Source organism: Roseomonas sp. TF40, assembly GCF_057219975.1.
Genome location: NZ_JBXVVR010000002.1, coordinates 291,094 through 315,357, shown reverse-complemented (window position 1 = coordinate 315,357; position 24,264 = coordinate 291,094). Strand labels below are relative to the sequence as shown.

General features: G+C 73.2%; 16 protein-coding genes. 11 read left to right on the top strand and 5 right to left on the bottom strand.

Annotation, left to right across the window (positions count from 1 at the left end):
* Nucleotides 1–77 precede the first annotated feature (77 nt).
* The 5 genes from AC2D9U_RS07530 to AC2D9U_RS07510 all read left to right on the top strand — a co-directional run bounded on the left by AC2D9U_RS07530 (nt 78) and on the right by AC2D9U_RS07510 (nt 12,030).
* The gene (locus AC2D9U_RS07530) at nt 78–7,493 is read left to right on the top strand and encodes an SDR family NAD(P)-dependent oxidoreductase (protein ID WP_484747795.1); all 7,416 of its coding nucleotides are present in this window, start codon (nt 78–80) and stop codon (nt 7,491–7,493) included.
* 136 nt (nt 7,494–7,629) lie between these two features.
* Nucleotides 7,630–8,943, top strand: a complete 1,314-nt coding sequence (locus tag AC2D9U_RS07525) for an aminotransferase class I/II-fold pyridoxal phosphate-dependent enzyme (RefSeq protein WP_484747793.1) — start codon at nt 7,630–7,632, stop codon at nt 8,941–8,943.
* Nucleotides 8,943–10,103, top strand: coding sequence for a hypothetical protein (locus AC2D9U_RS07520; RefSeq protein WP_484747791.1), 1,161 nt, complete (start codon nt 8,943–8,945; stop codon nt 10,101–10,103). Before AC2D9U_RS07525 ends, AC2D9U_RS07520 begins: the two co-directional genes overlap by 1 nt.
* 65 nt (nt 10,104–10,168) lie before the next feature.
* Entirely contained in the window at nt 10,169–11,482 is a 1,314-nt protein-coding gene (locus AC2D9U_RS07515; RefSeq protein WP_484747790.1) for a capsule biosynthesis protein, read from the top strand.
* Nucleotides 11,479–12,030, top strand: coding sequence for an HD domain-containing protein (locus tag AC2D9U_RS07510; protein ID WP_484747789.1), 552 nt, complete (start codon nt 11,479–11,481; stop codon nt 12,028–12,030). Before AC2D9U_RS07515 ends, AC2D9U_RS07510 begins: the two co-directional genes overlap by 4 nt.
* 146 nt (nt 12,031–12,176) lie before the next feature.
* On the opposite strand, the gene moaB is transcribed toward AC2D9U_RS07510, so the two are convergent.
* The 3 genes from moaB to AC2D9U_RS07495 form a co-directional block, all read right to left on the bottom strand.
* Nucleotides 12,177–12,707: a molybdenum cofactor biosynthesis protein B gene (gene moaB, locus AC2D9U_RS07505; protein WP_484747787.1), complete on the bottom strand. Its 531-nt coding sequence runs from the start codon at nt 12,705–12,707 to the stop codon at nt 12,177–12,179.
* Between the two features lie 46 nt (nt 12,708–12,753).
* Nucleotides 12,754–14,349, bottom strand: coding sequence for a lytic transglycosylase domain-containing protein (locus tag AC2D9U_RS07500; protein ID WP_484747786.1), 1,596 nt, complete (start codon nt 14,347–14,349; stop codon nt 12,754–12,756).
* A 363-nt stretch (nt 14,350–14,712) separates the two neighbouring features.
* The gene (locus AC2D9U_RS07495; RefSeq protein ID WP_484747785.1) at nt 14,713–15,528 is read right to left on the bottom strand and encodes a uracil-DNA glycosylase; all 816 of its coding nucleotides are present in this window, start codon (nt 15,526–15,528) and stop codon (nt 14,713–14,715) included.
* Between the two features lie 52 nt (nt 15,529–15,580).
* Between AC2D9U_RS07495 and AC2D9U_RS07490 the strand changes: the two genes are divergently transcribed.
* The 5 genes from AC2D9U_RS07490 (at nt 15,581) to AC2D9U_RS07470 (ending at nt 21,137) form a co-directional block, all read left to right on the top strand.
* Nucleotides 15,581–17,227 carry an electron transfer flavoprotein-ubiquinone oxidoreductase gene (locus tag AC2D9U_RS07490; RefSeq protein WP_484747784.1) on the top strand — a complete coding sequence of 549 codons (1,647 nt, stop codon included), beginning with the start codon at nt 15,581–15,583 and terminating at the stop codon, nt 17,225–17,227.
* 121 nt (nt 17,228–17,348) lie between these two features.
* Nucleotides 17,349–18,899: a serine/threonine-protein kinase gene (locus tag AC2D9U_RS07485; protein ID WP_484747782.1), complete on the top strand. Its 1,551-nt coding sequence runs from the start codon at nt 17,349–17,351 to the stop codon at nt 18,897–18,899.
* Nucleotides 18,900–18,925: 26 nt separating this feature from the next.
* Nucleotides 18,926–19,528, top strand: a complete 603-nt coding sequence (locus AC2D9U_RS07480) for a glutathione S-transferase family protein (protein ID WP_484747781.1) — start codon at nt 18,926–18,928, stop codon at nt 19,526–19,528.
* Between the two features lie 4 nt (nt 19,529–19,532).
* The gene (locus AC2D9U_RS07475) at nt 19,533–20,408 is read left to right on the top strand and encodes an S-methyl-5'-thioadenosine phosphorylase (protein WP_484747779.1); all 876 of its coding nucleotides are present in this window, start codon (nt 19,533–19,535) and stop codon (nt 20,406–20,408) included.
* 105 nt (nt 20,409–20,513) lie between these two features.
* Nucleotides 20,514–21,137, top strand: coding sequence for a calcium-binding protein (locus AC2D9U_RS07470; RefSeq protein WP_484747777.1), 624 nt, complete (start codon nt 20,514–20,516; stop codon nt 21,135–21,137).
* 40 nt (nt 21,138–21,177) lie between these two features.
* Here AC2D9U_RS07470 and AC2D9U_RS07465 read toward each other — a convergent pair whose 3' ends face one another.
* The gene (locus AC2D9U_RS07465) at nt 21,178–21,363 is read right to left on the bottom strand and encodes a hypothetical protein (protein ID WP_484747775.1); all 186 of its coding nucleotides are present in this window, start codon (nt 21,361–21,363) and stop codon (nt 21,178–21,180) included.
* A gap of 23 nt (nt 21,364–21,386) precedes the next feature.
* The gene (aceA, locus tag AC2D9U_RS07460; RefSeq protein ID WP_484747774.1) at nt 21,387–22,703 is read right to left on the bottom strand and encodes an isocitrate lyase; all 1,317 of its coding nucleotides are present in this window, start codon (nt 22,701–22,703) and stop codon (nt 21,387–21,389) included.
* Nucleotides 22,704–22,855: 152 nt separating this feature from the next.
* Between aceA and AC2D9U_RS07455 the strand changes: the two genes are divergently transcribed.
* Nucleotides 22,856–24,262, top strand: a complete 1,407-nt coding sequence (locus AC2D9U_RS07455; RefSeq protein WP_484747772.1) for a helix-turn-helix domain-containing protein — start codon at nt 22,856–22,858, stop codon at nt 24,260–24,262.
* The last annotated feature ends 2 nt before the right edge of the window (nt 24,263–24,264 follow it).

The following is a 24,264-nucleotide window of genomic DNA, read 5'->3' as shown; positions in this document are numbered from 1 at the left end:
GCCCCCTCTGGCCAGGCCGAGTTGCTGAGGCGACGACCCTGCGCCCGACCCAGCGCCGCAGCGGAACGCGGCAAGGCGTGAGCGGTCCCCCCCGGCCCCAGCCTGACCCGCCTGCCTGCCCCATCGCCATCCTCGGTGCCGCCGGCCGACTGCCTGGCGCGCCCGACATGGCGGCGCTGTGGCGCCTTCTCGCGCAGGGCGGCGATGCCGTCTCGACCCTGCCGGCGGATCGCTTCACCCAGGCGGCCTTCCTGCACCCGCGACGCGGTGAACCCGGGCGCAGCTATACTTTCGCCGCCGGCACGCTCGGCGACATCACCGGCTTCGACCCCGGCGCCTTCGGCATCTCGCCCCGCGAGGCGGCAGAGATGGACCCGCAGCAGCGCGTGCTGCTGGAGGTCGCGTTGGCCGCGATCGAGGATGCCGGGCAGCGCCCCTCCGCCCTCGCCGGGACGGAGACCGGCGTCTTCATCGGCAGTTCCGCCACCGACTACGCCGATATCCGCCTGCAGGACGTCTCGGGCGGCGACCGCTACTTCATGACCGGCAACGCGCTCTCGATCCTGGCGAACCGGCTGACCAACGTCTTCGACCTGCGCGGCCCCGCCCAGACCATCGACACCGCCTGCTCCTCCTCCCTGGTCGCGCTGCATGCCGCCTGCGCGGCGCTGGCGCGTGGCGAGGTCGCGATGGCGGTGGCGGGCGGCGTGCACATCCTGCTCTCGCCCTTCGCCTTCGTCGGCTTCTCGCGCGCCGGCATGCTCTCCGCCCGCGGCCGCTGCGCCGCCTTCGACGCGGCGGCGGATGGCTATGTGCGGGCCGAGGGCGCGGGCGTGGTGCTGCTCAAGCGGCTCGAGGATGCGCTGGCGGCGGGCGACCCGATCCGTGGTGTCATCCTGGGCAGCGGGGTCAACGCCGCCGGGCGCACCGTCGGCCTGTCCCTGCCGAACCGAGAGGCCCAGGCCAGGCTGATCCGCCGCGTCATGGGCCAGGCCGGCGTCACCCCCGACCGCTTCGCCTATTTCGAGGCCCATGGCACCGGCACCCAGGCGGGTGACCCGGTCGAGGCCTGGGCGATCGGCCAGGCTGCCGCCGCCGGCCGCCCCGGCGCCCTGCCGATCGGCTCGCTCAAGACGAATATCGGCCACACCGAGCCTGCCTCCGGCATGGCCGGGCTGCTCAAGGCGCTGCTGGTGCTGGAACACCGCGCCATCCCCGCCACGCTGCACCAGGACACGCCCAACCCGAACATCGACTTCGCCGGGCTCAACCTGCGCATCCCCGCAGCGCTCGAGCCGCTGGCCGATCTCGGCGCGGCGAGCGTCATCGGCGTGAATTCCTTCGGCTTCGGCGGCACCAACGCCACGGCGCTGATCGGCCCGCCGCCGGCCCGCCCGGCCCCGCGCGCGCCCGCGGGCCAGGCCATGCCGCCGCTGCTGCTCTCCGCCCGCAGCGCCGCCGCCCTGGCCAGCCTGGCCGATCGCTGGGCGGAAGGGCTCGCCGGCCAGCCGCCCGCGGCCACCGCCGCCCTGGCCCGCGCTGCCGCCCGGCACCGCGACCTGCTGCCGCATCGCCTCGCGCTGCGCGGTGCGGATGGCGATGCCCTGGCCGCCGCGCTCGGCGCCTGGCGCGCCGGCGCCAAGCCGCCCGCGCTTCAGCAGAACGAGGCCCTGCCTCAGGCCGATTCCGCGAAGCTCTGCTTCGTCTTCAGCGGCAATGGCGCGCAATGGCCCGGCATGGCGCAGGCCGCGCTGGCCGCCTCGCCCGGCTTCCGGGCTGGCTTCGCCGCGGTGGACTCCGCGCTCGCCCCGCTGCTCGGCTGGTCGCCGCGGGCGATGCTGGAGGCCGGCGTCACCGCCGAGCAGCTTGCCGCGACCGACATCGCCCAGCCGCTGCTCTTCGCCATCCAGGTCGCGATGCTCGCCCCGCTCGCGGCGGAGGGGCTGCGCCCGGCGATGGTGCTCGGCCACTCGGTGGGCGAGGTCGCCGCCGCCCATGCCGCCGGCTTCCTGACGCTGGAGGCCGCCGCGCGCCTCGTCGTGGCGCGCAGCCGCCAGCAGCACCGCCAGCGCGGCGTGGGCCGCATGGCCGCGCTCTCCGCCACGCCCGAGATCGCCGCCGCGCTGATCGCGGAAGTCGATCCCGCGCAGCCCCCCGGCATCGAGATCGCCGCCTTCAACGGTCCCGCCGCCGTCACCCTCGCCGGCCCGGCCGAGGCCCTGGCGCGGCTGGGCGCGCTGGCGGAGCAGCGGCGGCTCAATTTCGTGCCGCTCGACCTCGACTACGCCTTCCACAGCCGCGCGATGGACCCGGTGCAGCCCGAACTGCTCGCCGCGCTGGCCGACCTGCCGGTGCAGGCCCCCGCGCTGCCCCTGCTGTCCACCGTCACCGGCGCCGTGCTGGAAGGCCCCGCGACCGACGCCGCCTATTGGTGGCGCAACCTGCGCGCCCCCGTGCGCTTCGAGCAGGCGGTGCGCGCCGCCATCGGCCAGGGGGCAAGGCTGTTCCTCGAGATCGGCCCCAACCCGGTGCTGCAATCCTATCTGCGCGAGACCTGCCGCGCCGCCGGCGTGGAGGGCGCGCCGCTGGTCTCGCTCAGCCGCCGCGAGGCCCAGAATCCCGAGGCACCCGCCGATCCCTTCCCCGGCATCGCCGATCGTGCCTTCGCCGCCGGCGTCGATCCGCGCGGCGGCCCGGCCTTCGCCGGCCCCACGGCGCTCGAACTGGGCCGGGCCCGCCTGCCGGCCACGCCGCTCGACCCGCAGCCCTTCTGGTTCGTGAAGACCGGCGAGAGCCGGCGCATGAGCGACCCGATCCTCGACCACCCGCTGCTCGGCTTCCGCCAGGGCGCCGAGCCCGCCGAGTGGCGCCGCGCCCTGGATACCGAGCAGGCGCCCTGGCTGGCCGACCACCGCCTCGGCCCCGACGCCGTGATGCCCGCTTCCGGCATGCTGGAGATGGCCCTGGCCGCGCTGCGCGCCCAGCAGCCCGAGGCGCCGGCGCTGGAACTGCGCGAGTTCCGCATCCTGCGCCCGCTGACCCTCGAACCCGCCCGGGCGCGGGAACTGCGCGCCACCCTCTCGCCCGAGGGCGTCTTCCGCCTGGAATCCCGCCACCGCCTGGCCGAGGAGGCCTGGGTGCTGCATGCCGAGGCGCTCGCCGCCCCGGCCACCCCCAACGCCCTGGGCGTCGCGCCCGCCCCCTTCCTCGCCGCGGGTGGCCGCGACGGGCAGTCGCTGCGCGCCCTGGCCAAGGAACTCGGCCTGACCTACGGCCCGGCCTTTGCCACGCTGCAGCGGGTCGAGGTCGATGCCGAGGGCCGCCTCGCCCGCGTCAGCCTCGCCTTGCCCGAGGCCGCGCCGGAGGATGCGCTCGGCTATCTGCTGCACCCCGCGCGGCTGGATGGCGCCTTCCAGGGGCTGTTCGCGCTGCTCGCGGGTCCGGACGCGGCCGAAGGCGCGCCGCCCGGCGGGGCCGGGCTGGTGCCGGTGCGCTTCGCCCGGCTGGTCGCCGGCCGCGACGCCGGGCCGATCGTCACGGCGGAACTCACCCTGGTGCGCCGCGGCGCCCGCAGCGCGCGCGTGCATCTGGTGGCGCGCGACGCCGCCGGGCGTGTGGCCGCGCGCATCGAACACGCCACCTTCCAGCGCGTGCCGCAGCCGGTGGTGAACCCGGCCGAGCATGGCTACCGCATTGCCCTGCTGCCCGCCGCGAGCGGCCCCGCCCCGACCCCCGCTTTGCCCGCCGCCCTGGCTGCCGGGCGCCGGGCGGCCGAGGCGCTGGCGCTGGCGCTGGGCGAGGCGACGCTGCTGCTGGAAGCCCATGTCGCCGCCGTGGCGCAGGAAAGCTGGGCCGGCGCGCTCGCCCTGCCCGCCGCGCCCGATGCCGCGCCCTACCAGGCCTTCCTCTGCCGCGCCCTGGTCGAGGATGGCGCGGCCAGCATGGGCCCGGGCGGCCTTGCGCTGCTGCCCGAAGCCGCCCTGCCTGAGCCCGCCGCGATCTGGCGCTCGGTGCTGGAGGAACACCCGGCGCTTGCGCTCGACCTCGCCTGGATCGCCGAGGCGGCGGAGCGCGTGCCCGAGGCGCTGCGCGGCGCCGCGCGGGCCGGGGCCGGCGGCGCGGCGCTCGGCGCGCCCCCGCCTGCGCAGGGCGAGGCCTTCACCCGCCTCGCCGCCAGCCTCGCCGCCGCCGTCGCCGCCCTGGCCGCGGCCTGGCCGGAGGAAAGGCCGCTGCGGATCCTGGAGGTCGGCGCCACCGGCGTGCTTGCCCGCCATGTGGGCGCGGCGCTGGCACCGCTCGGCCGGCAGGTCGCCTACATCGCCGCCGGCCCGCAGCAATCCGCCCTGCCGCCCCTGGGTCCCTGGGGGCATGAGGGCCTGGCCTTCTCCACCCTGGCCTGGGATCCCGCCGCCCCCGGCGCCGCCGCGCTGCCGGTGGTGGATCTGGTCATCGGCCTCGCCCCCGCCGCGCGCAGCCGCGCCGGCGCCACCCTGGCCAGCGCGCTCCGCCCCGCTCTGGCCGAGGGCGGCGCCCTGCTGCTGGCCGAACCCTTGCCCGGCCGCGTCTGGACCTTCGTCTGCGGCCAGGATCCGGCCTGGTGGACCGGCCTTGGCCCGGCGGCCGAGGGCGGCGCCGAATGGGGCGCGCTGGCCGATGACGGGCTCTGGCTCACCCGCCTCGCCCAGGCCGGCTATCGCAGCACCGCCGCGACCCCGATCGAGGCCGCCCCCTGGCCCGCCTTGCTGATCGCCGCCGAGGCGCCCGCCACCCCGGCCGCCGAGGCCGGCGCGCCGGCTTCGCCCCCGCGGCTGATCCTGGCCGATGCGCCGAGCCTGCCCCTGGCCGAGGCCCTGGCCTTGCGGCTCGGCCGGCAGGGCCCGGCGCCGGTCATCCTGCCGTTGCCCCTCCAGGCGGAAGCGCCGGCGCCGCGCGCCCTCTCGGGGCGGGAGGTGCTGGTGCTCGCGCAGCCCGATGCGGCCGCGCTGCCCGCCACGCTCGCTGCCCTGACGCGGCTGGCCGAATCCGCCGCCGGCGCCGCCGCCGGATTCACCCTGGTGACGCGCGGCGGGGCGCAGCCCGATGCCGGCACGCATCTGCCCGAAGCCGCCGCCCTGCTCGGCCTGGCCCGCGTGCTGGGTAACGAGATGCCCGCCCTGAAGCCGCGGCGGATCGATCTCTCGCCCGAGCTCGGCCCCGATGCCGCGGCGCGGCGCCTGGCCGCCGAACTGGCCGGTGGCGAGCCGGAGGTCACGCTTGCCGCGCAGGGCAGGCTGGTGCCGCGCCTGCTGCCCGGCCTCGTCGCGCCCGCGCCGGGCGGCACGCTGGCGCTCAGCGTCGCCCAGCCCGGCCGGCTCGGCAGCCTGGCCTGGGTGCCCGCCACGCCGCGCAGCCCCGGCCCGGGCGAGGTGCTGCTGCGGATCGAGGCGGCAGGGCTGAATTTCCGCGACCTGATGTGGGCGCAGGGCCTGTTGCCCGAGGAAGTGCTCGAAGCCGGTTTCGCCGGGCCGACGCTCGGCATGGAATGCGCCGGCGTGGTCGAGGCGGTGGGCGCCGATGTCGCGCTGCGCCCCGGCACGCGCGTCTTCGGCTTCGTCCCGGGCGCTTTCGCCGGCCGCGCCGTGACCCGGATCGAGGCGCTGGCCCGCCTGCCCGAGGGGGTGGACCCGGTGGCCGCCGCCACCATGCCGGTCGCCTTCATGACCGCGCTGCATGGCCTCGAGAGCTGCGCGCAGCTCCAGGCCGGGGAGTGCGTGCTGATCCATGGCGGCGCGGGGGCGGTCGGCCTCGCCGCGCTGCAATTGGCGCTGGCGCAGGGTGCCCGCGTGGCGATGACGGCCGGCACGCCGGCCAAGCGCGCCTTCCTGCGCGCCGCGGGGGCGGAACTCGTGCTCGACAGCCGCGACCCGGGCTTCGCCGATGCGCTGCGCGCCGCCTGGGGCGGGCAGGGCGGCGACCATGGCGTCGTGGATGTCGTGCTCAACAGCCTGGCTGGCGAGGCCATGGTGCAGAGCATGGGGCTGCTCAAGCCTTTCGGCCGCTTCGTCGAGCTCGGCAAGCGCGACTATGTCGAGAACACCCGCGCCAGCCTGCGGCCGCTGCGCCGCAACGCCAGCTATTTCGCCGTCGATGTCGATGAGCTGCCGGCGGCGCGCCCCGCCTTGGCCGCGCGGCTCCTGGGCCGCATCCGCGACGGGCTGCAGGACGGCACGCTGCGCCCGCTGCCGGCGGCCGTCTTCGGGCCCGAGGAGGTGGAGATGGCCTTCCGCCAGCTCCAGGCCTCGGCGCATATCGGCAAGCTGGTGATCCGCCCGCCCGCCCCCGCGCCCGAGGCGGCCAGGCCCTGGGCGCCGGATCCGGGGCAGAGTTTCGTCGTGGTCGGCGGCACGCGGGGCTTCGGGCTTGCCTGCGCGCGCTGGCTGGCGCGGCAGGGGGTGCGCCACCTCGCCTTGATCGGCCGCCGCCTGCCCGAGGACGCCGCGGCGCTGCGCGAGTTGGCCGGGCTCGGTGCCCAGGCCGCCCTGCACAGCTGCGACGCGGCGGATGAAACCGCCCTGGCCGCCACCCTGGCCAAGATCCGCGCCGTGCGGCCGATCGGCGGCGTGGTGCATGCGGCCGGCATCCTCGACGATGGCGCCGCCATCGCGATGGATGAGGCGCGCTTCCGCCGCGTGCTGGCGCCGAAGCTCACCGCCGCCGAGAACCTCGATCGCCTGACGGCGGGCGACAGGCTGAGTCTCTTCCTGATGTTCGGCTCCGCCACCACCGCCTTCGGCAATCCCGGCCAGGCCAATTACGTCGCCGCCAACATGGCGCTGGAAGCCCTGGCGCGCCGCCGCCGCGCCCAGGGCCGCCCGGCGCTGACCGTGGGCTGGGGCCCGATCGCCGATGTCGGCATGCTGGCGGCGGATCGCGCCACGGCCGAGAAGCTGAACCGGCGCCTCGGCGTCGCGGCGCTGGAGGCCGAGGCCGCGCTTGCCGCCCTGCCGGCGCTGCTGGCGCAGCCGCATGCCGCGCCGCTGCTGTTCCGTGCCCTGGGCGGCGAGGCGCGGATCGCCCTGCCGTTGCTGGCCGAGCCCATGCTGGCCGCCCTGGCCGGCGCCGCCCCTGCCGCCAGCGCCGATTCCGGCGAGTTGCGCGCCCTGCTGCCGACCCTGCCCCGCGCCGAGGCCGAGGCGCTGATCCTGGCCCTGGTGGCCGAGGAGATCGGCCGCGTGCTGCGCCTGCCCGCCGCCGCCATCGGGCCGGAGCAATCGGTGGTGGGCCTGGGCCTCGACAGCCTGGGTGCTGTCGAGCTGCGCGGCGCGCTGGAGCAGCGGCTCGGCCTGCAGGTGCCCATGGCGGCCCTGACCGAGGAGCTGAGCGTCGCCGCCCTGGCGCGCCAGATCGCCGAGGTGGCGCTGCTGCCCGGCGCCGGCGAGGCCGCGATCTCGAGCCTGGTCGAGGGCTTCGAGCCCACACCCGAGGATCCGGCCCGCATCCAGGCGGCGGAATAATCCGCTCCCGCCAACTTCTTGTGGGGTGGCGGAAACAATCCATCTCCTGCGGCGTTTACCCAGCATAGGTGCGCGCCATGCCAAGCTGGGTTACACCAGCAGCGTGGGGCCAGTGTCACGGCATGGACGAGTGGGTATGAGCAGAGGCCAGGGTTTCGGACTGACTGCCACGGCGCGCCTCGCTTTGGTGCAGCGCCTCTCGCGCCGCCGCGAGGGGCAGGAGGCCGAGGCCGCCGCCGATCCGCGCGGCTTCTCGGGCATCCAGAACCTGCGCGACTGGGGCCTGGTGCGCGACGCGCTGGACAGCCTGGGCATCGAAAGCCCCTTCTTCCGCGCGCATCAGGGCCGCGCTGGCGGGCACAGCCTGATCGGCAACCGCGAGGTGATCAATTTCGGCTCCTATGACTATCTCGGCCTGAACGGCGACCCGCGCCTGCATGAAGCCGCGGCCGAGGCGATGGCGAAGCACGGCATCTCGGCCTCCGCCTCGCGCCTCGTATCCGGCGAGCGGCCGGTGCATGCGGCGCTGGAGAGCCGGATCGCGGCGCATTACGGCACCCAGGCGGCGCTGGCCTTCGTCAGCGGCCACGCCACCAACGTCACCTTCATCGGCCATCTGATGGGCCCGCGCGACGTGATCGTGCATGACGCCGCCATCCACAATTCCTGCGTCGAGGGGGCCAAGCTCTCCGGCGCGCGGCGCGTCGGCTTCGCGCACAACGATGTCCGCGCGGCGGAGAAGGAACTCGCCGCCGCCCGGCGCGGCGCGGCGCGCGCCCTGCTGCTGATCGAGGGCCATTATTCGATGGATGGCGACGTGCCGGACCTCGCCGGCTTCGTGCGCCTCGCGCGGAAATACGATGCCTGGCTGATGGTGGACGACGCGCATGGGCTGGGCGTGGTGGGCGCGACCGGCAAGGGCGCCTTCGAACCCCAGGGCGTGGACCCGGCCGAGGTCGACATCTGGATGGGCACGCTCTCCAAGACGCTCTGCGCCTGCGGCGGCTACATCGCCGCGCGGGGCGACCTGATCGACTGGCTGCGCCACACCGCGCCGGGCTTCGTCTATTCGGTGGGCCTCGCGCCCCCGCTCGCCGCCTCGGCCGCGGCGGCGATGGATGTGATGGCGGCGGAGCCCTGGCGCGTGGCGAAGCTGCAGGCCAATGCCACGCTGTTCCGCGACCTCTGCCGCGCGCAGGGCTTCGATACGGGGGAATCCGCGGGCCTGGGCATCGTGCCGATCGTGCTCGGCTCCTCGGTGCGCTCGATCCGCGTCTCGGCGGCGCTGCTCGAGCGTGGGGTGAACGCGCTGCCGATCATCTTCCCCGCCGTGCCGGAAAAGGCGGCGCGGCTGCGCTTCTTCATCTCGGCCGAGCATACCGAGCAGGATATCCGCGACGCCGTGGCCGCGCTGACAGCAGCGACCGACAGCGTGGCGCTGGCCGAGTAGTGGCGGCGCCGCTCAGCCTCCGCCCCGTCACCACGCCCCAAGACGCCGCCGCCTTCCTCGCCCTGCCGGCGCGGCTCGGCCGGCTTGGCTGGTCGGTGCCGCTGCGGATGGAACAAGGCTGGCTGTTCGACCCGGCGCGCAACGGCTTCCTCGATGCCCATCGCGTCGTGCGCTTCCTGGCCTGGCGGGACGGCGCGGTGGTGGGACGGATCGCGGCCTGCCTGCCCGAGGACCCCGCGGCGCCGGCCACCTTCGGCTTCCTCTGCTGCATCGAGGATGCGGCCGTGCTCGGCGCGCTGCTGGACGCGGCGCGGGGCTGGATCGGCGCGGGCGGGCGCGAGGCGATGCTTGGCCCGCTCTCCTTCAGCATCAACCATGAGGTCGGCGCGCTGGTGCAGGGGTTCGACAGGCCACCCATGCTGCACATGCCGCGCACGCCGCCCTGGCTGCCCGCCATGTTCGAGGCGGCTGGCCTGACCCCGGTACAGGATGTGCTGGCCTGCACGCTGGACCTCGCGGCGGAACGCCACCGTGCCCGCTTCGCCGCGCTCTGCGCCGCCCGGCCGACCGAGGCGGCGCGGCTGCGCCTGCACCCGCTCGACCGACGGGATTTCGCCGCCGGGATGCGCGAGATCCGCCGCCGCTACAACGCCGCCTGGGCGGCGAATTGGGGCGCCGTGCCGCTCGGCGCGCGGGAGGTGGAGAGCCTGGGCGAACTGCTCCGCCCGCTGCTCTGGCGGGGCGAGGTCTTGTTCGCGGACTGGGACGATGCGCCGGCCGGGCTGCTCTCGATCGTGCCGAACATCGAGCCCCATCTGCCCGGGCATGGTCGCATGACGCCCCTGGCCGCCTTGCGTCTGGGCCTGGCGCTGGGCGCGCCCCCGGCCCTGGGCGGGGCGTGTGGCGCGCGCATCCCGATGCTGGGCCTGATGCCGGCCTTCCGTGGCACGCCGGCGGGGGCGATCGTGCTGGGCGGGCTGCTGGCGCGGGCGCTGGACCTGGCGGCGGCGCGCGGCTGGGGGCAGGTCGAGATCTCCTGGATCCTGCAACACAATGCCGCGATGCTGAATGCCATGGCACGGCTGCCGGCCCCGGTCACCGGACGCTGGCGGCTGTGGCGAGGCGACGTCGCCGCCACGGATTCGAGGGGGTCACGTTGACAGCTTGGCAGCGGGCTGGTGCCTATGGTGTCGAGATGCCGCCGCATGACGCCCTGCCCGAACCGATGGGTCTCCCGACGCCTCTGGCCAGCCAGCCCGGCCCGACCGTCCCGTGCCCCGTGCGGCCGCGCCCGGGGCCGCGCTGCTTCCTGTTCCTGCAGGGACCGATCAGCCCCTATTTCCTGGAAGTGGCCCGCGGCCTGAAGGCGCTGGGCCATGCCGTGCATCGGATCAACCTCTCGCTCGGCGACAGGCTCTCCTGGCGCGGCCTGCCGGCGGAGAACTTCACCGGCCGGCCCGAGGCCTGGCCCGCCTTCATCGCCGATGCGCTGGACCGGCTGGGCGTGACGGACCTGATGCTGCTGGGCGAGCAGCGCGACTACCACCGCGTCGCCATCCGCGCCGCCAAGGCGCGCGGCATCTTCGTGACGGTGACGGATTTCGGCTATTTCCGCCCCGACTGGATCACGCTTGAGGCCGACGGCATGGGCGGCGACAGCCGCTTCCCGCGTGACCCCGCGGCCATCCGCGCCCTGGCCGCCACCCTGCCGCCGGTGCAGCTGGACGAGCAGTTCCAGGACAGCTTCCTCCGCCAGGCGGCCTGGGATGTCGGCTATCACCTCGCCAACCTGCTGCCCTGGCCCTTCCCGCATTATGACAGCCACCAGCTTCACCACCCGCTGGCGACCTATGCCGGGGTGCTGCGCCGGCTGCTGCGCCGCCGCGCCGAACATGCCGAAGGCGCGGCGGCCATGCAGGCCATCGGCGCGCGCCCCTATTGGCTGTTCGCGATGCAGATGGAGACCGATTTCTCGCTGCGCGCCTATTCGCCCTATGACGACCTGGACACGCCGATCCGCGAGACGCTGGCCAGCTTCGCCCGCCATGCCCCGCAAGAGGGCCAGTTGCTGTTCAAGGTGCATCCGCTCGACCCCTGCCTGAAGCGCTGGCGCCGGCGCATCACCCGCATGGCCATGGCCGAGGGCATCGCGGAGCGAGTCCACATCGCCCATCACGGCGCGCTGGAGGAGATGTTGCGCCGCGCGCAGGGCACGGTGACGGTGAACAGCACGGTCGGCTTGCGCGCCATCGTCTTCGACCGGCCGATCAAGGCCATGGGGCAGGCGGTCTGGGACGTCCCGGGCCTGGCCTATCAGGGCGCGCTGGACGATTTCTGGGCCGAGGGCGCGCCGCCCGACGCCGCGCTGCGCGAGGATTTCCTGCGGGCGCTGCAGGGCACCACCCAGCTGCGCGGGCTGTTCTATGGCGTCGCGGGCCGGCGCGCGGCCGTGGCAGGCACGGTGGCGCGGCTGCATGCCGACATCATCGGCGTGCCCGATGCCGCGGCCCACAGGCCCGATGCGGAGAGGACCGCATGAGCACCGACACGATGGCCGCCCGGCTGATGCACGCCACGCTCTTCGCCGCGCGCGCCCATGCCGGGCAGACCCGCAAGGGGGCGGCCGCCGAGCCCTATGTGAACCATGTCATCGAGGTCGCCGCGATCCTCGCCGCGCATGGTGCGCCCGAGGAAGCGATCCTGGCCGGGCTGCTGCATGACACGGTCGAGGACACCGCCGTGACGCCGTCCGAGCTGGTGGCGGCCTTCGGCGAGGTGGTGGCCGGGCTTGTGGCCGAGGCGACGGACGACAAGACCCTGACCAAGGAACAGCGCAAGGCCCTGCAGGTGAAGCACGCGGCGGCGCATTCGCCGGCCGGGAAGATGCTGAAGCTGGCCGACAAGATCGCCAATCTTCGCGCCATCGCCGAGAGCCCGCCGGCCAATTGGGACCATGCGCGGCGCGTGGAATATGTCGGCTGGGCCGGGCGCGTCGCCGGCGGTCTGAAGGGCGTGAACCCCGCGCTGGATGCCCTGTTCGAGCAGACCTACCGGGCGGCCATCAGCAAGCTGATGGAAGAGGTCTGAGCGCTACGTGCGCAAGAGCGCACCCACAAGGGCCGCGAAGCGGCCCCGCGCACAGGGTGACTTCCTGGCCCAACGCAACAGCGCGTAGGCGCGCAGCCAAGCCGGCGGATGCCGGCGCCCGGCGCTTGAGGGCGCACAAAAAGCGCTCACAAATGCTCCTTCAGCCTTGGCATCAGCTCCACCAGGTTGCAGGGGCGGTGGCGGCTGTCGAGTTGCCAGACCAGGATGTCGTCCCAGGCATCCTTGCAGGCGCCCGTGCTGCCGGGCAGCGCGAACAGATAGGTGCCGCCCGCCACGCCGCCGATGGCGCGCGACTGGATCGTGGAGGTGCCGATCTTCTGGTAGCTCAGCATCCGGAACAGCTCGCCGAAGCCGGTGATCTCCTTCTCCAGCACGCGGGCAAAGGCTTCCGGCGTCACGTCGCGCCCGGTGATACCGGTGCCGCCGGTGGTGATCACGCAGTCGATGGCGGGGTCGGCGATCCAGGCGCGCAGCTGCGCCTCGATCAGGCTGGCCTCATCCTTCAGGATGGTTCGCGCCGCCACGCTGTGCCCGGCCTTGCCGATGCGCTCCACCAGCGTGTCGCCACTGCGGTCCGAAGCAAGGTCGCGGGTGTCGGAGACGGTGAGCACCGCGATGCTCACCGGTACGAATTTTCTCGACTCATCGATGGGCATGGCGGGGCCTCCTGCTGCGCAAGATAGGCCCACGCCCCCGCGCCGACTACCGCCGCGCCGTCGCCTGCAGCATGGCCGCCACCTCGTTCGGTTCCTGGAAGCGCGGGAAGCGCCCGGTGGCGAGCGCATCGAGGCTCGGCGAAGGCAGGCCGAGCCGCGCCGCATAGATCCAGGAATAGGCCAGCACGCGCTGCACGAAGAGCCGCGTCTCGCCCACCGGGATGCTCTCGATGAACAGGAAGGGATCGTCGCGGTGGCGCACCGCCGGCAGCCAGCGGCCGAGATTGCCCGGGCCGTTGTTGTAGGCGGCGAGCAGGCGGATGAGGTCGCCGTTCACATGTTCGCTGCGCGCCAGGTAGTGGACGTAGCGCTGCCCGACCTCGAGCGAGAAGCCCGCATCATGCAGCCGCCGCGCGCCGGCGCCGCGGAGCGAGCTGTCGCCCGTCACGTAGCTGGCCGTGGAGGGCATGATCTGCAGGATGCCGCGCGCCCCGGCCGGGGAGACGGCGCCGGAATCGAAGTTCGATTCCTGCCGCGCCAGCGCATAGACCAGCGCCGGATCCATGCGGAAGCCGTGCATGGGCTCAAGCCGCGGCAGCGGGAAGCGGGCGAAGTCGCGCGGCCTGCCATCGGCGTTCTGCGAGAGCGTGGCGAGCTGGGCGGCGAGGTCCACCATGCCCGCCTGGGAGGCGACAAGCATCATGGCGCGCATCACGCCCGCATTGCCCTGCACCCGCGGCCAGAGCGCGCGCAGCTCGGCCTCGGCCCGCTCGGGCTGGCCGATCTGCAGCAGGGCCAGGGCCCGCCAGCCGGCGGCGGTCTCGGTGATGGCCGCGCCCTCGCCCTCACCGGCGACTTCGCGTTCCCAGGCGAAGCCCATCGGCAGGCCGAGCGCGCGGCGCGCGACCAGGCCGTAGAAGGTGCGCGGTTCCTGCGCCGCCTGCATCATCCAGGGCACATAGGCCTGGGGCCGGCGGGCGCGCACGGCGGCGCGCGCGGTCCAGAAGGCGGCCGCGGCACGGGTGGCCGGGGAGGCGATCTCGGAGCGTGCGGCGTGTTCGAAATAGGCCAGCGCCACTTCCGGCCGCTCGAGCGCCCAGGCGGCGAGGCCGGCGATGTAGCCCGGCAGCGCCACCCCGCCCGAGACGCGCGCGGCTTCGGAGGCGATGCGGAAGGCCTCCTGGTCGCGGCCCTTCTGGAACAGGATCTGCGCGACCTCGGCCCGCAGCAGCGCGGCATAGGGGCCGGAGATGCGGGCGCGGGCGATGGCGGAGAGCGCGCCGTTCACATCGTCGTCGCGCGCACGGTCCCGCACCTGGCGGTCGAGCCCGGCATTGCGGGTGATGCTGCGCGTCGCGGGCTCGCGTTCCTCGGGCACCACCTCGGTGCCATCCGCCAGCGCCTCGACCGCCGGTGCGGCGGGCAGCGCCATGCCGCGCGGCGCGCGGCGGACGAGCTGGGCGTGGATCGCGCCGGCATCCGGATGGTCGGCATGGTCCGACAGCCAGGCGACCAGCTCGGCCAGCGGAGGTTCGCCCCCGGCGCGCAGGTAGCGGTCGGCCAGGACATGGCCGACGAGGCGCCGGTCATCCAGGCGTTCGACCTCGCGCGCCGCGACGGTGTTCTCGCCGCGGGACTGCAATTCGAAGATACGGCGAAGCCGCGCCGCGTCCGACGGCGCTAAAGGTTGCGGGAGCCCGGCGACCCCGCCCTGCATGGCAGGACGCGGGACGCTCATGGCGGTCTGGTCGACCCTTTGCGCGGCGACCGGGACCTGAGCCCCGATCGTCATCGTCGCTCCGGCCAGGAGTGCCAGCGCCCATTGGCGAGGGGCACGCAGCGGCCGGAAACGCAGGGCCATGGGGCAGATCGCTTGCATGGCCCGGCTTCCCTACCGGCCCTTGCGCGGGGGACGCAACCCCTGAATCGCCAGTGAATCTCACCGCATGAGACGGTCTTTACCGAATCAGCCGGTTAAGGGCCGTTCTTGGTGCGTTTTTTCTTGTCAAGGTGGCGTGACGGACCCGTCCAGGGTGCGCCGCAGCAACACCAGATCGGCCCAGGCGTCCTTTTTCGCCATCGGCGTGCGCAGCAGATAGGCCGGGTGCAGCGTGGCGAGCGCGGGCAGACCGCCGGCCTCCGCCGGTAGCCGGTGCCAGCGCCCGCGCAACCGGGTGATCCCCTCCTTCGAGCGCAGCAGCGCCTTGGCCGCCACGCCGCCCAGCAGCACGAGGTGCCGCGGCCGCACCAGGGCTATGTGGCGCAGGATGAAGGGCAGGAACTGGGCGATCTCCGCATCTGTGGGCGTGCGGTTGCCCGGCGGGCGCCAGGGCAGGATGTTGGTGATGTAGAAATCCCGGGCTCGATCCAGCCCGACCGAGGCCAGCATCCGGTCCAGCAACTGGCCCGAGACGCCCACGAAGGGCCGCCCCAGCCGGTCCTCATCCGCGCCCGGGGCCTCGCCGATGAACATCAACCCGGCCTCTGCCACGCCATCGGCGAAGACGAGGTTGGTCGCGGTCTCGCGCAGCGGGCTGTCGAACGCCGCCAGGGCGGCCTTGAGCGCGGCCAGGTCCTGCGCCGCGGCGGCCAGGCTCGCGGCGCCGGGGGGCGCGGCGGGGGGCGGCAGCAGCGCGGGCGCGGCCCTGGGCGCGGGCGCAGCCAGGGGTGCGGGCGCGGGCGCGCTCAGCCGGTCGCGCGGCGCGTCTTCCAGCGCCTCATCCGCCCCCCATTCGACCTGCAGGCGAAGTGCGGCCAGCAGCGCTTCGCGCATCGGCATCTCCATGCGCGCGATATCCGCCCGCCCGAGGGTTCCGCGCAAGCATCCCCGACGCTACATGCGCCGATATTGCTTCTGGCACAGGGGACGCGGCATGTCGGATCAGGGCGAAGCGCGCGAGGCGATGGAATTCGACGTGCTGGTGGTGGGCGGCGGCCCCTCGGGCCTCGCCACCGCCATCCGGCTCAAGCAGCTCAAGCCGGAGGCGAATGTCTGCCTGATCGAGAAGGGCGGCGAGATCGGCGCGCATATCCTCTCGGGCGCGGTGCTCGAGCCCCGCGCGCTGGACGAGCTGATCCCCGATTGGCGCGAGGATCCGCCGGCGCTGGCCACCCCGGTGGCCGAGGACCGCTTCATGTTCCTCACCGAGACGCGCGCCTTCAAGCTGCCCACGCCGCCCCAGATGCACAATGAGGGCAACTACGTCGTCAGCCTCGGCAATGTCTGCCGCTGGCTTGGCGCCAAGGCCGAGGCGCTGGGGGTGGAGATCTATCCCGGCTTCGCGGCTTCCGAGGTGCTGATCGAGGACGGCCAGGTGCGCGGCGTGGTCGCCGGCGTGATGGGCATCGCCAGGAATGGCGCGAAGGGCCCGAACTACCAGCCGGGGATGGAACTGCGCGCCGCGCTCACCGTCTTCGCCGAAGGGTGCCGCGGCAGCCTCACCAAGACGTTGTTCGAGCGCTTCGATTTGCGCGCCGGCGTCGCCCCCCAGACCTTCGGCCTGGGGATGAAGGAGCTGTGGGAAATCCCGAAGGAGAAGCACACGCCCGGCCTGGTGTGGCATTCCACCGGCTGGCCGATGGCCTCCGACACCTATGGCGGCTCCTGGCTCTACATGTTCGGGGAGAATCTGGTCAGCGTCGGCTTCGTCATCGGGCTGGACTACCCCAACCCCTGGCTTTCGCCCTTCGACGAGTTCCAGCGCTTCAAGACGCACCCGTCGGTGCGCGGCTTCCTCGAGGGCGGCAAGCGCATCTCCTATGGTGCGCGGGCGCTGAACGAGGGCGGCATCCAGGCCATCCCGAAGCTGGTCTTCCCCGGCGGGCTGCTGGTGGGCGACACGGCGGGCTTCCTCAACGTGCCCAAGATCAAGGGCACGCACACCGCCATGAAGTCCGGCATGGTGGCGGCCGAGGCGATCGCGGAAGCGATGGAAGCAGGCCTGCCACCCGTGCTGGAGAGCTACCCCGAGAAGCTCCAGGCGAGCTGGGTGTGGGCGGAATTGCAGGCGGTGCGCAACATCCGTCCTGGCTTCGCGAAGTTCGGCTTCTGGGGCGGCATGGCGGCGGCGGCGCTGGATACCTACGTCTTCCGCGGCAAGGCGCCCTGGACCTGGACCCACCATGCCGACCACAGCCAGCTCAGGAAGGCGTCCGAGGCGCCGCGCCTGACCTATCCCAAGCCCGATGGCGTGCTGACCTTCGATCGCCTGTCCTCGGTTTTCCTCTCCAACACCAACCATGAGGAAGACCAGCCCGCGCATCTGGTGCTGCGCGACCCGGCGCGCTGGCAGGGCGTGAACTGGGCGCAGTTCGCGAGCCCCGAGAGCCGCTACTGCCCCGCCGGGGTCTATGAGGCGGTGGGGGCCGAGGCCGGCAATGGCGAGGGGCCGATGCGCCTCGTGATCAACGCGCAGAACTGCGTCCATTGCAAAACCTGCGACATCAAGGACCCGACGCAGAACATCGATTGGAAGACACCCGAGGGCGGCGGCGGGCCGGCCTATATCGGCGGCATGTGAGGCGGCCCCATCCCGCCGCCGCCCGACTTCCTTCAGGGATCGGGGTGGCGGCGGGCCGGCCTGTATCGGGGGGATGTGAGGCGGTTGCAGCGATACGGCGCGCGGGGGTAGAGCCACCGCCATGCGCCGGTTGATCCGCCCTCTGCTCGACCGCCCCGGCCTCTCCGCCGCGGCCTTCGCGATTCTGGTGGTGCTGGGCGCGGCGGCGGACCTCGCCACGCCCTTCTTCGCCCTCATGCCGCTGCTCTTCGGCCTCGCCTTGCTCGGCCTCGGCGCCGGCTTCATCGCCGCGCGGCGCCGCCCCGAAGCGGCCTGGCCGCATGGCGTGCTGACCTTCGCCGCCATCCTCGCGGCCGGCTTCGGCCTCGCCACCGCCCTGCAACTGGCCACCGGCGCGCCGCGCGGCCTGCTGGTGGCGGCCCATGACGACCTCGCGGCGATCCAGGACGCCTTCATCGCCCACCCACCCGGCTCGCCCGAGGCGCTGGACGCGCTGCGCGACGCGCTGGCCGGCCCCGCCCCGGCGCTGCGCCCGCGCCCGGCCACCGCCGATGAGTTCCTCTACAACGCCACGCTGCTGCGCCTGCGCGATGAGCCGGTGGCGAGCGCCCAGGCGCTGGTGCGGTCCCTGCGCCTGCAACCTGCGCCGCGCCCGGATGCGCTGCTGCTGCTCGCCGACCTCGCGGCGATGGACCTGCCCGGCGTGCGCGAGGCGATGGCCGGCCTGCCGGCCGAGCTCAGCCCCGCCGCGCGCGCCTATCTGGCGGCGATGCGCGATGGCGCGCCGGCCAGCCGGGCCACGGCGCTCGGCGCGCTGGTGGCGCAGGATGGCGAGAACCTGCTGGCCGCCGCCGCCCTGGCCCAGGCCCTGGTCGCCGCCGCCCTGCCGCAGGGGCCCACCATCGCCACCGCCACGCGCATCGCCGCCATCGTCGATGCCTTCGACGACCCCGACCGCGCCCAGCCCTTCGAGGCCGGCTTCCTCAACCCCGCCACCGCCCGCACCCTGGCCGAGCAGGTCGCCGCCCTGGCCTGGACGCGCGAGGTCGCGCAGCGGCGCCTCACGGTCGCGGCCCTCGCGCCGCCGCCCGGCCTGCCCAACGCGCCGATCCTGCTGCGCGTCACCCCGCCCGAGCCCGCCACGGCGGTGCAGTTTCTGCGCAGCACCGATGCCGAGGGCGAGGTCTGGGCCAATGTCACGCAGCGCAACACCGCGCAGGAGCGCGACCCGGTGCCGACGCTGCGCATGATGCGCCCCTGGCGGAACCAGGAGATCCGCTTCCGCCACCTGGACCGGGACGGCGTGGCCTCGGAGCCTGTGCCCTACCGCTTCGAGCCCGCCACCGCGATCCGCGAGGCGACGCAGCGCCAGGTGCAGCGCCAGGGCCTGTTCGCGCTCTACCAGCCCGGCTTCGTCGCCCCCGGGCGGCTCAACGCCCTGGGCATCCCGGGCAATCTGCGCGCCGGGCTGATCGCGGTGGAGTGGTTCACCGACGCCAACCGCACGCCGCGCAACGTGCCCGTCGGCGTGCCGGATGAGGTGATCCTGGCCGGCGAGGTGCCGCGCACCGTGGTGGAGTTCCAAGCACCCCAGGGCAGCCGTACATTGTTCCTGACCGCCATCTATGCCGATGGCAGCCGTTCCCCCGTGCTGGAGCGGCCGATCCGCTGACCCCTTCCCGAGATGGAGACCTGACGATGTTGAAGATCCATGGCGTCGCCCGCAGCCGCGCCTTCCGCTGCATCTGGGCCGCCGAGGAAGCGGGGCTGCCCTATGAGGTCATTCCCGTCGGCTTCGGCCCCGACATGAAGGCGGCGATCGCCAAGGTGAACCCGAACGGCAAGATCCCGGCGCTGCAGGATGGCGCGCTGACGCTGTTCGAGAGCCTGGCCATCAACCTGCACATCGCGGGCAAGGCCGGCGCGCCCTTCATGCCCACGGGCGACGATGCCTCCCGCGCCCTGCAATGGACGCTCTGGGCCGCGACCGAGGCCGAGCCGGCGGCGATGCAATGGGCCTACAACACCTATATCCTGCCGCCCGAGCAGCGCAGCGCCGCCGAGGCCGCGAAGGGCATCGCCGCGCTGGCCGCGAAGCTCGCGGTGCTGGAGGGCGCGATCGCCGGGCCCTGGCTGCTCGGCAAGCATTTCACCGTGGCCGACTGCAACCTGGCCGGCGTGCTCTACGGCGCCTGGGCGAACAAGCTCGACATGTCGGCGACGCCGCGCGTGCAGGCCTGGCTCGACGCCTGCTTCGAACGGCCGGCGGCGCTGAAGGCGCGCGCCCAGCGCGAGGGCTGAGGCGATGACCACCGTCACCCCCGTCATCGGGCTGATCGGCGGCTCGGGCCTCTATGACATCCCCGGCCTCGAGAACCGCGAATGGCGCGCGGTGGAGAGCCCCTGGGGCAAGCCCTCGGACGAGATCCTGCACGGCACGCTGCGCGGCGTGCCGGTGCGCTTCCTGCCGCGGCATGGGCGCGGGCACCCCACGCCGCCCTCGGACCTCAACTACCGCGCCAATATCGACGCGATGAAGCGCGCCGGCTGCACGGAGCTGATCTCCCTCTCCGCCGTGGGCTCGCTGCGGGAGGATCTGCCGCCGGGGCATTTCGTCATCGTGGACCAGTTCATCGACCGCACCTTCGCCCGCGCCAAGAGCTTCTTCGGCCCGGGCTGCGTCGGCCATGTCTCGGTCGCGCATCCGGTCTGCTCGCGGCTCGGCGACGCGCTGGAGGCCTCGGCCCGCCGGCTCGGCCTGCCGGTGACGCGGGGCGGGACCTATCTGGTGATGGAAGGGCCGCAATTCTCCACGCGCGCGGAAAGCCTGCTCTACCGCAGCTGGGGCTGTTCCGTGATCGGCATGACCAACATGCCCGAGGCGAAACTCGCGCGGGAGGCGGAGCTTTGCTACGCGACCGTTGCGATGGTGACGGATTTCGACTGCTGGCATCCGGACCATGAGGCGGTGACGGTGGACCAGGTGGTGAAGGTGCTGTTCGGCAATGCCGACAAGGCGCGCGCCCTGGTGGCCGATGTCGTCCCCGGCCTGGGCGCGCCGCGCGGGCTGTGCCCGGCGGGCTGCGACCGGGCGCTGGACCACGCCCTGATCACCGCCCCCGAGATGCGCGACCCGGTGCTGCTGGCCAAGCTCGACGCCGTGGCGGGGCGGCTGCTCTAGGGCCAGAGGCGGCGCCTCACCCGCCGATAGGGTGAGGCTTCTGGTCGGGCTCACGGTTTCGTGGTTCGGTGCGCGGGTCCAGGCAATCCCGCGGAGCAGACCAGCATGACCAGCCCGACCAATTCGCCCAAGCCGCTCGACCCGGCGGCCCTCGCGACCATCACGGGGGGCACGAACGGCACCTTCAACAATGACCGCCTAACCGGCAGCAATGGCAACAACACCTTCAATGCCTACGATGGCAACGACACGGTGCTCGCCTATGGCGGCAACGACACGGTGAACGCCGGCGGGGGCAATGACAGCGTCACCGGCCATGACGGCAATGATTCGATCCTCGGCGGCGACGGCACCGACCAGCTCTACGGCAATGAGGGCAACGACACGATCAATGCCGGGTCGGGCAATGACTATATCGAGGGCGGCACCGGCGCCGACGTGCTGAACGGCGACGATGCCTGGGGTGCCCAGGGCGACGACCAGTTCGTCTGGAGCCGCAACGATGGCAATGACACGATCAATGGCGGCGGCGGCAGCGACACACTCATCCTGAAGAACATCGGAATGACGCTGAACCAGCTACTCGCCGCCATCAACGAAACCAGCACGACCCAGGCGCGGATCGTGGGCAACAGCTACATCGACCTCACGGGCGTGACCGGCAGCATCACCATCGGTAGCGAAACGATCCAGTTCAGCCAGATGGAAAAGCTGATGCTCGCCAACTGAGGCAGCACCGGGGAGGGCGCGGCCCTCCCCGGCCCGGCTCTCAGCCCGCCATCCGGCCGCGCTCGCCGCAGGCCCAGCCATGGCCGTGCACCAGCCCCTCATCCTGCGGTTCCTCGCCGCTCATCGGGCGCAGGCCCGGGGCCGCCGGGCGGTGCACCATCCGGCCGCGCTCGCTGCAGGCCCAGGCGTGGCCGTGCACCAGGCCGTCATCATGATCGTGGTTCATGGTCGTGATCTCCCTTGTGGCGCTCAATGCGCCGCTTCGTGGTGGAATTGCGCCGCCTCGGTGCTGGTGGCGAGGGCGGTGGTGCTGGAATGGCCGCCGGCGGCCGCCGTTGCGACGGCATCGAAATAGCCCACGCCGACCTCGCGCTGGTGGCGCACGGCGGTGAAGCCCTCGGCCTCGGCGGCGAATTCGGCCTGCTGCAATTCGCTGTAGGCGCCCATGCCACGTTCGGCATAGCCGCGGGCCAGCTTGAACATGCTGAGGTTGAGGCTGTGGAAGCCGGCCAGCGTGACGAACTGGAACTTGTAGCCCATCGCGCCCAGCTCGCGCTGGAATTTCGTGGCGGCCTCGATGCCCATCTTGCGCTGCCAGTTGAAGCTGGGCGAGCAGTTGTAGGCGAGCATCTTGCCGGGGAATTCGCGCTGGATGGCTTCCGCGAAGTCGCGCGCATCCTGCAGATCGGGGTCCGAGGTCTCCCACCACAGCAGGTCCGCATAGGGCGCATAGGCGAGCGAACGCGCGATGGCGTAGGCCTTGCCCATGCCGGGGCGGATGCGGAAGAAGCCCTCCGCCGTGCGCTCATTGCCGATGAAGGGGCGGTCGCGCTCATCGATGTCGGCGGTGAGCAGCTGCGCGCTTTCCGCATCGGTACGGCAGAGCAGCACGGTCGGCACGCCCTCGACATCGGCGGCGAGGCGCGCGGCGTTGAGCGTGCGGATGTGCTGCTGGATCGGCACCAGCACCTTGCCGCCGAGATGGCCGCATTTCTTCTCGCTGGCGAGCTGGTCCTCGAAATGCACGCCGGCGGCGCCGGCCTCGATCATCGCGCGCATCAGCTCATAGGCGTTGAGCGCGCCGCCGAAGCCGGCCTCGGCATCGGCGACGATGGGGGCCATCCACTCGGTGGTGTCGCCCTTCCCCTCCTGCACCGCGATCTGGTCGCAGCGGCGCAGCGCGTTGTTGATGCGTCGCACCACGGTCGGCACGCTGTCCACCGGGTAGAGCGACTGGTCGGGATACATCTGCGCCCCCGAATTGGCGTCCGCCGCCACCTGCCAGCCGGAGAGGTAGATGGCCTTCAGCCCGGCCTTCACCTGCTGCACCGCCTGCATGCCGGTGAGCGCGCCGAGCGTGTTCACGAAGGGCTCGGTCTTGAGCAGCTGCCACAGCCGCCGCGCGCCGCGATCGGCCAGCGTGTGCTGGATGCGGAAGCTGCCGGCGAGGCGGGCGACATCGGCGGCGCTGTAGTCGCGCCTGATGCCGTCGAAACGGCCGGGCTGGGCGGGCCCATGGGCGAAGCCGCCATCGGGGGCGAGGCAGGGACGGGGCGAGGGACGCATCGGGATACTCCGTGAAGGCGCGGCCTTCGCGGCGGCGCTGGTCAATAATTTACCTTGCACCCGGCCCCGTCACCGGTGAATCTGGCTGTCAAACGGCAATCCTGTGACGATATTCACAGATCACTGCCGGGCATCAGTAAGGGATGTAAAGAATGGCCCGCCCGCTCATCGGCCGCACGCTGCGCCGGCTGCGCATGGAAAAGGGGCTGACCCAGCAGGCGCTCGCCGTGCGGCTGGGCATCTCGGCCAGCTACCTGAACCTGATCGAGCACGACCAGCGCGCGGTCACCGCCAGCCTGCTGATCAAGCTGGGGGAGCAGCTCAGCGTCGATCTCGCCGCGCTCTCCGGTACCCGCGAACGCCAGGCCGAGGCCGGGCTGCGCGAGGTCTTCACCGATCCCCTCCTGGGCCTCGACGTGCCGGAGGCCGAGATCGCCGCCCTCGCGGCCTCCGCCCCCCAGGCGGCGCAGGCGATGCTGGCGCTGTATCGCGCCTGGCGCGTGGCGCGGGAGGACAGTTCGGGCATCGCCCTGCCGACCGGCCGGCGCGTGCTGCTGCCGACGGAAGAGGCGCGGGATTTCTTCCACGACCACGCCAACCACTTCCCCCCGCTCGAGGCGGTGGCGGAACAGATCTGCGCCGAGCTGCGCGCATCCCCCGCCGAGATGAACCATGCGATCGCGGAACGTCTGCGCCGCACGCATGGCGTCACCGTCTCCGTCGCGCCGCTGGAGGGGCATCTGCGCCGCTACGATCCTGCCCTGCGGCGTCTCGATCTTTCGGAATCCCTGCCGCGCGAGAGCCGCGGCTTCCAGATGGCCTTCCAGCTCATGCTGCTGGAAGCGCGGGAGGCGGTGGAAGCGCTGGTGGCCCCCGCCGAGCCGACCAGCCCGGAGGCCGCGGCGCTGATCCGGCTCGGCCTGCTGAACTATGCCGCCGGCGCGCTGCTGATGCCCTACGCGCCCTTCCTCGCCGCCGCGCGCGCGCTGCGCCATGAGGTGGAGACGCTGGCCGCGCGCTTCGGCGTGAGCTTCGAGCAGGTGGCGCATCGGCTCGCGACCCTGCAGCGGCCCGAGGCGCGGGGCGTGCCCTTCTTCTTCCTGCGCGTCGATCCGGCCGGCAATGTGGACAAGCGCTTCTCCGCCGCAGGCTACCCTTTCGCGCGGTTCGGCGGCTCCTGCCCCAAATGGATCATTCATCGCGCCTTCGAAACGCCCGGGCGCACCCGCGTGCAGGTGGCGCAACTGCCCGATGGCGCGACCTATCTCTGCGTCGCGCAGGCCATCGTCGCGCCCACCACGCGCTGGGGCGAACCCGCGCCGGTGCATGTGGTGGCGATGGGCTGCGACATCTCCCGCGCGGCGGAGGTGGTCTATGCCGATGGGCTCGACTTGCCCAAGGCCGCGGTGGGCATCGGCCTGTCCTGCCGGCTCTGCGAGCGCACCGATTGTCGCTCCCGCGCCTTCCCGCCGATGGAGCACCGGCTCAAGCTCGACCCGAATGAGGACAGCGCCACGCCCTGGCGCTTCGAGACCGGCCGCCCGCGCCCCTCCGCTTAGCG

Coding starts and splice junctions, on each gene's coding strand:
- AC2D9U_RS07525 (WP_484747793.1), top strand. CDS start 7,630: ATGAGCAGAGGCCAGGGTTTCGGACTGACTGCCACGGCGCGCCTCGCT.
- AC2D9U_RS07515 (WP_484747790.1), top strand. CDS start 10,169: ATGGGTCTCCCGACGCCTCTGGCCAGCCAGCCCGGCCCGACCGTCCCG.
- AC2D9U_RS07510 (WP_484747789.1), top strand. CDS start 11,479: ATGAGCACCGACACGATGGCCGCCCGGCTGATGCACGCCACGCTCTTC.
- moaB (WP_484747787.1), bottom strand. CDS start 12,707: ATGCCCATCGATGAGTCGAGAAAATTCGTACCGGTGAGCATCGCGGTG.
- AC2D9U_RS07490 (WP_484747784.1), top strand. CDS start 15,581: ATGTCGGATCAGGGCGAAGCGCGCGAGGCGATGGAATTCGACGTGCTG.
- AC2D9U_RS07485 (WP_484747782.1), top strand. CDS start 17,349: ATGCGCCGGTTGATCCGCCCTCTGCTCGACCGCCCCGGCCTCTCCGCC.
- AC2D9U_RS07480 (WP_484747781.1), top strand. CDS start 18,926: ATGTTGAAGATCCATGGCGTCGCCCGCAGCCGCGCCTTCCGCTGCATC.
- AC2D9U_RS07475 (WP_484747779.1), top strand. CDS start 19,533: ATGACCACCGTCACCCCCGTCATCGGGCTGATCGGCGGCTCGGGCCTC.
- AC2D9U_RS07470 (WP_484747777.1), top strand. CDS start 20,514: ATGACCAGCCCGACCAATTCGCCCAAGCCGCTCGACCCGGCGGCCCTC.
- AC2D9U_RS07465 (WP_484747775.1), bottom strand. CDS start 21,363: ATGAACCACGATCATGATGACGGCCTGGTGCACGGCCACGCCTGGGCC.
- aceA (WP_484747774.1), bottom strand. CDS start 22,703: ATGCGTCCCTCGCCCCGTCCCTGCCTCGCCCCCGATGGCGGCTTCGCC.
- AC2D9U_RS07455 (WP_484747772.1), top strand. CDS start 22,856: ATGGCCCGCCCGCTCATCGGCCGCACGCTGCGCCGGCTGCGCATGGAA.